This is a genomic window from Streptomyces anatolicus (genome assembly GCF_019400875.1).
Taxonomy (GTDB): domain Bacteria; phylum Actinomycetota; class Actinomycetes; order Streptomycetales; family Streptomycetaceae; genus Streptomyces; species Streptomyces anatolicus.
Map to the genome: position 1 here is coordinate 1 of NZ_WMBF01000381.1, position 6,263 is coordinate 6,263.

Annotated in this window: 5 protein-coding genes; 2 read left to right on the forward strand and 3 right to left on the reverse strand. The window is 69.4% G+C overall.

Annotated elements, in window-relative coordinates:
- The coding region (ssd, locus tag GKQ77_RS25320; protein ID WP_308117783.1) for a septum site-determining protein Ssd at nucleotides 1-885 on the reverse strand (885 nt) is incomplete at its 3' end.
- 584 nt (nucleotides 886-1,469) lie between these two features.
- Between ssd and GKQ77_RS25325 the strand changes: the two genes are divergently transcribed.
- Nucleotides 1,470-2,294: an HAD family hydrolase gene (locus GKQ77_RS25325; protein ID WP_219691250.1), complete on the forward strand. Its 825-nt coding sequence runs from the start codon at nucleotides 1,470-1,472 to the stop codon at nucleotides 2,292-2,294.
- A gap of 437 nt (nucleotides 2,295-2,731) precedes the next feature.
- Here GKQ77_RS25325 and GKQ77_RS25330 read toward each other — a convergent pair whose 3' ends face one another.
- Nucleotides 2,732-3,547 (reverse strand): Fic family protein, encoded by an 816-nt coding sequence (locus GKQ77_RS25330; protein ID WP_219691251.1) that lies wholly within the window; start codon nucleotides 3,545-3,547, stop codon nucleotides 2,732-2,734.
- 101 nt (nucleotides 3,548-3,648) lie between these two features.
- Here GKQ77_RS25330 and GKQ77_RS25335 point away from each other — a divergent pair, with 101 nt between their 5' ends.
- A complete protein-coding gene (locus tag GKQ77_RS25335; RefSeq protein ID WP_219691252.1) occupies nucleotides 3,649-4,629 on the forward strand; it encodes an ATP-binding protein in 981 nt (326 codons plus the stop codon).
- Between the two features lie 29 nt (nucleotides 4,630-4,658).
- Here GKQ77_RS25335 and GKQ77_RS25340 read toward each other — a convergent pair whose 3' ends face one another.
- The gene (locus tag GKQ77_RS25340) at nucleotides 4,659-5,942 is read right to left on the reverse strand and encodes a polysaccharide deacetylase family protein (protein ID WP_219691253.1); all 1,284 of its coding nucleotides are present in this window, start codon (nucleotides 5,940-5,942) and stop codon (nucleotides 4,659-4,661) included.
- Between the last annotated feature and the right edge of the window lie 321 nt (nucleotides 5,943-6,263).

A 6,263-nucleotide genomic window follows, 5' to 3' on the forward strand; every position in this document is an offset into this window, starting at 1 on the left:
ATCCCGCAGCACGAGACCGGCCGCCGACGCCACCCGCCGCGCCCCCGCCACCGCGCGCAGCTCCGGCGGCACCACCAGCAGGCCCACGTCGATCTGGGCCAGCGCCTCGGCGACCGTCTCGTCCACCCGGCGCGGCAGGTCCACGACGACCACGCCACCGCGTCTGCGAGCCGCGGAGACGACCGCCCGGACGGCCTCCGGGGCGACCGTCACCGCATCCCCCCGGTCCCAGCTCAGGACCCGCAGCGCGTGCAGCTCCGGAAGAGACTCCTCCAGCGCTCCTCCGCCGACCCTGCCCCGCGACGCGGCGAAGGCCGGCCAGCGCAGCCCCTCGGCCGTCTCGCCCCCGAGGAGGACGTCAAGGCCGCCGCCCAGCGGATCCGCGTCGACGAGCATCGTGCGCCGCCCCTTGCGGGCCGCCGTGACCGCGAGGGCGCTGGCCAAGGTGGAGGCCCCGGCACCGCCTCGTCCCCCGATCACGCCGACGGTGAGCGCGGGTCGCCCCACGCCCTCGGCCACGTCGGCGATCCGGTCCACCAGCCACTGCTCGCCGTCGGGCAGGAGCAGCACGTGCTCGGCGCCGATCTCCACCGCCCGCTGCCAGACACCGGAGTCGTCCTGATCCCGCCCCACCAACACGATCCCGCGCCGCCGCGCGGCCCCGCGCAACCGGCCGGACGCGTCGTCGCCGACCAGGACGAGCGGGGCCGAGTCCCAGCCCCCCGCGCGATCGGGCCCGCCATGGTGCACCTCGGGCAGTGCCCCTGCCGCCGCACACAGGCGCAGCAGGTCATCGAGGAGGTCCACGTCCTCCGTCAGGATCAGCGGTCCGCCGTGCCGTCCGTCGGGCGGCGCGGCCCCACCCTGTGAAATCAGTCCACCCACGATCTCCGTCCCCCTCTCACGCAAGCCCCTGTGAATGCCGCGCTCCGCATGGGCGAAGAACCGGGCAAAGCAATCCGGCCATGAACTTCGCGAACGGAACGGGCGGAATCAGCGTGCAGCGATCCGGAAAATCGTGTGGATCTTGGTCAATAACTGTGGACAAGGCGATGCCTGTGAATATCTCCGTCACCCAAACCAGTGACATCGCAACGGCTTCACGTCGGCTTCGCGCCACGTTCGCGCCGACTTCCCGGCACCTTCCTGCGCCTTCCCGAAGACTTCCGCAGAGCAGTGCCACGGCTACACACAGTGACGGATCTTGGGCATGCCTCGAGAACGCCGGGAGGGCGCAGGGAGGGACCTGAAGGCCGGAAGATGATCGACGGAGGGCTCAAAAACCCATCCGGACATGCGACGACCCCCGCCGGGGGGGAGAGCGGGGGTCGTCCCCACGGTCCGACTCGGGGGGGGAGGAGCCAGACCGGGTTAGCACGGTCGCGAACGATCCGTGACTTCCATGGTGTACCCGAGAGCCTTCTCAGGCAAACCCACGCGCCTCAGCTTACGCCGAATGGTGGGCGCCTATGCTCAAGCCTGTGGAAAACCACTCCTTGCCTCGCACGGCCGCCTTCTTTGACCTGGACAAGACGGTCATTGCGAAGTCGAGCACGCTCACGTTCAGCAAGTCGTTCTACCAAGGCGGCCTGATCAACCGCAGGGCGGTGCTGCGCACCGCGTACGCGCAGTTCGTCTTCCTGGCGGGCGGCGCCGACCATGACCAGATGGAGCGGATGCGCGAGTATCTGTCCGCGCTGTGCCGCGGCTGGAACGTGCAACAGGTCAAGGAAATCGTCGCCGAGACCCTGCACGACCTGATCGACCCGATCATCTACGACGAGGCCGCGTCCCTCATCGAGGAGCATCACGCCGCGGGCCGCGATGTCGTCATCGTCTCCACCTCCGGCGCCGAGGTCGTCGAGCCGATCGGTGAACTGCTCGGCGCGGACCGGGTGGTGGCGACCCGCATGGTGGTCGGGGACGACGGCTGCTTCACCGGCGAGGTGGAGTACTACGCGTACGGCCCCACCAAAGCCGAGGCGATCAAGGAGCTGGCCCGCTCGGAGGGGTACGACCTCGACCGCTGCTACGCCTACAGCGACTCGGCGACCGACCTGCCGATGCTCCAGTCCGTCGGGCACCCCTTCGCCGTCAACCCCGGCCGCGCCCTGCGCAAAGAAGCCCTCACGCGCGCGTGGCCGATCCTGGACTTCCACCGCCCCGTGCGGCTCAAGCAGCGCCTGCCCGCCCCGCCACGGCCCGCCCTCGTCGCGGCGGCCGCGGTGGGCGCCGCTGCGGCCACGGCAGGCCTCGTCTGGTTCGCCAGCCGGCGCCGCGCCGCGCTGGGCTGACCAGGGCGGACACCGGCGCGAGAGCACGCCGGAGGCCCCGCCGAAAGCCCCGGCGAGACCTCGCGCCCGATTCGCTCCTATTTGAACCTAAAAGTAAAGAAGTACGGCCAGGACTTCCGCTTGCCCCAGGACTGGAGTACAAAGGAGTCAACGGCCCGCGAGACCAAGGACATCCGAGAGGATTACCTTAAAACGCAACCACGGCCCCACGGACCGAAGCATGAACACCGAGCACCCACGCGACGTCGACCCGTCGATTACGGGCCAGCCGCACCAGGTGACGGGCCAAGTTCCCGACCTGATGGGCAATATTTCGAGGACGCTTGGTAACCCGGTGAACATGCCAGCGGCGGTACGGAATTCCGTACCGCCGCAACCCTGTCCGGGACCGCCCGGGCCCTTCCGGGACCGACCGTCCGGGCCCCGCGAGCACGCCCCTACGCGGCCCCGCGCTGAAGCGCCTCGCAGACCGCTGTCGACTCCCTGACGCCCAGCTCAACGGCCTTGCCGCAGTGGGCGATCCAGGCCGCCATGCCGTCCGGCGTGCCGGACGCGTAGCCGTCCAGAGCCGCCACATAGGCCGCCCGGCCCAGCTCCGCGTGGCCCGCCTCCGCCGGGCAGATCGACTTCGGGTCCAGGCCACTGCCCACCAGGACGATGCGCTCGGCGGCCCGCGCGACCAGGCCGTTGTGCGAGGCGAAGGGCCGCAGGCTGAGCAGTTCGCCGTGGACCACGGCGGCCGTCACAAGGGCCGGCGCCGAGCTGCCCGCGATGATCAGCCGCGACAGGCCCTCCAGACGTCCCGCCACCTCGTCCGCGTCCGGCAGCGGAAGCTCGATCAGCGGCTCATCGACGGGCTCGCCCGCCAGCCGCGGGCGCCCCGCGGCCGCGTCCGAGTCGGCCGCCGCGACCAGGTGCAGCCGCGCCAGGACCCGCAGCGGCGATTGCCGCCAGATGGAAAGCAGTTGTCCCGCCTCGGCGGTCAGCCGCAGGGCCCCGCCGACCGTGCGCGCCTCGCCGTCGCCGCTGAAGTCGCTGCGCCGCCGCACCTCCTCAAGGGCCCACTCGGCCCCGGAGAGCGCGGCGGAACCGCGGGCGCCGCGCAGTGCGGCCTCGGAGGTGATCTCGTTGCTCCGGCGCCGCATGATCCGGTGCCCGTAGACCCGGTCCACGGCCTTGCGCACGGAGCCCACGGAGTCGGCCACGCCGGGGAGCGTCCCCAGGGCCACGAGCGGATCGGGTGTCGTACTCATGAGTACGACCCTACGTACTCCAGGCGCCCGCTCCACGAAGGAGTGGTCTTCTTCACGCGGAGCGAGTACGGCACGTAAAGGAGCCACTACGCTTTGTGGTCATGAAAATCGCTTTCGTAGGGAAGGGCGGCAGCGGCAAGACCACGCTGTCCTCGCTCTTCATCCGCCACCTCGCCGCCACCGGCGCGCCCGTCATCGCGGTGGACGCCGACATCAACCAGCACCTGGGCCCCGCGCTCGGCCTCGACGAGGCGGACGCCGCCCGGCTGCCCGCCCTCGGCGCCCACCTGTCGCTGATCAAGGAGTACCTGCGCGGCACCAACCCGCGGATCGCCTCCGCCGACACGATGATCAAGACGACGCCCCCGGGCGAGGGCTCACGGCTGCTGCGGGTGCGCGAGGACAACCCCGTGTACGACGCGTGCGCCCGGCCCCTGGAACTCGACGGTGCCACCGTGCGTTTGATGGTCACCGGGCCGTTCACCGAAGCCGACCTCGGTGTGGCCTGCTACCACTCCAAGACGGGAGCGGTGGAGCTGTGCCTGAACCACCTGGTCGACGGCCGCGATGAGTATGCGGTCGTGGACATGACCGCGGGCTCGGACTCCTTCGCCTCCGGCATGTTCACGCGCTTCGACATGACGTTCCTGGTGGCCGAGCCGACGAGGAAGGGGGTCTCCGTCTATCGCCAGTACAAGGAATACGCCCGTGACTTCGGCGTCGACCTCAAGGTCGTCGGCAACAAGGTGCAGGGCCCGGACGACGTCGACTTCCTGCGCGAGCAGGTCGGCGACGACCTCCTGGTGACCGTCGGGCACTCGGACTGGGTGCGCGCCATGGAGAAGGGCCACCCGCCCCGCTTCGAGCACCTGGAAGAGGACAACCGCCGTTCCCTCCAAGCGCTCCAGGCCACCGTCGACGCCTCGTACGAGCGACGGGACTGGGAGCGCTACACCCGCCAGATGGTCCACTTCCACCTGAAGAACGCGCAGAGCTGGGGCAACGAACGGACGGGCGCCGACCTGGCTGCCCAGGTCGACCCCGACTTCGTACTGCGCGAGCAGACGGTCACCCCTGCCTGACGGATCCGCCGCCCACGCGCCCGCGGGGGTTACGGCTTGACGGCCGGAGCCCCCGGGACGCCCTTGGGGGCCGGTGCGGGCTGGGCGGAGAGGAACGCCGGCCAGCCCTCCTTCGGCGCCTTGCCGACCCGTAGCTCGGTCAGCTTCGCCAGCACCTTCGGGTCCTGCGCGTCGAGCCAGTCGGCGAGCTGCCGGAAGGAGACGCACCGCACGTCACGCTTGGTGCAGACCGTGTCGATGGTCTCCTCGATGGCACGCATGTACGTGCCGCCGTTCCACGACTCGAAGTGGTTGCCGATGATCAGCGGCGCGCGGTTGCCCTTGTAGGCGCGGGCGAAGCCCCGGAGCAGTCCGTCGCGCATCTGGTCGCCCCAGTACTCGTGCTTGGACGGATCGCCCTGGGAGGTCGAACCGGACTGGTTGACCATGAAGTTGTAGTCCATGGTGAGCGTCTCGAACCCACGGCCGGGGACCGGGACGAGCTGCATCGACAGATCCCAGAGGCCTTCCTTCTTCTTGGGCCACACCTGGTTGTTGACGCCGCTGGTGTCATAGCGGAAGCCCAGGTCCCGGGCGGCTCGCATGAAGTTCTTGCGCCCTTCCAGGCAGGGTGTGCGGGCGCCGATCAGCTCTTTCTCGTAGTCAAAGGGCAGAGGCTTCGCCTTCTTCAGGCCCGTGTTCGTCTTCCAGGCCTTCACGAAGGACTTGGCCTGCTTGATCTCGCTCTTCCACTCCTTGACGGACCACTCGCCGACCCCGCGGCCCGCGCCGCAGAAGTGGCCGTTGAAGTGGGTGCCGATCTCGTTGCCCTCGAGCCAGGCGCCGCGGAGCTGCTCCACGGTGTTCTTGATGCCCTTGCGGTCGTTGAAGCCGATGTCCGAGCTGCCGGTCGTGTGCTGCGGCGGATCGTAGAGAGAACGTTTCTCCTCGGGGAGCATGTACACGCCGCTGAGGAAGTACGTCATCGTGGCGTCGTTCCGCTTGGCCACCTTGCGGAAGTGGGAGAACAGCTTCTGGCCGTCCTCGCCCGCGCCGTCCCAGGAGAAGACCACGAACTGCGGGGGTTTCTGGCCCGGCTTCAGCCGGGCCGGTCTCGGCAGGTTCGGCTGCTTTCCGGTGTACGCGGTGGAGCCGTCGCCGATCAGGCGGACCGGGCTCTTGGGCGCCGCGGCCCCGGCTCCCTTCTTCGCGCCGTGGGCGCCTTCCTTGGTGCCGGCGCCCGCGCCGGTGTCGCTCCCCCCGCAACCGGCCAGCGCTGCCGCGCAGGCCACGAGGGCGGTGAGGCTCGCGGTGATCCTCCGGGTGGCGGCCATCTTCCGCCCACCTCTTTCCGTGCAAGTCGGGACAGAACGGTCAGCAACTTCGCACGGGTGTCGGAACGGGTTGGTATGACAAGCCGCTAAAAGTTTTTATTCATTCATCCGAGTGATTGATTGCCCCATTTGCCTTATTAATCCACCCAAAGCCTTTACTCTGCATTACTGTTCGTTTACCGAGAGTTGAGATATCCCGCCGCTGCACGCCGTGACCCACGGCCGCGACCCGCCCTCCGGAGACCCCCGGAGGACCCCATGTCCCGCGACCGCGCTGCCCCGGAGGAGACGGGAAAGATGTCTGCCTGCGTCCCCACTCGC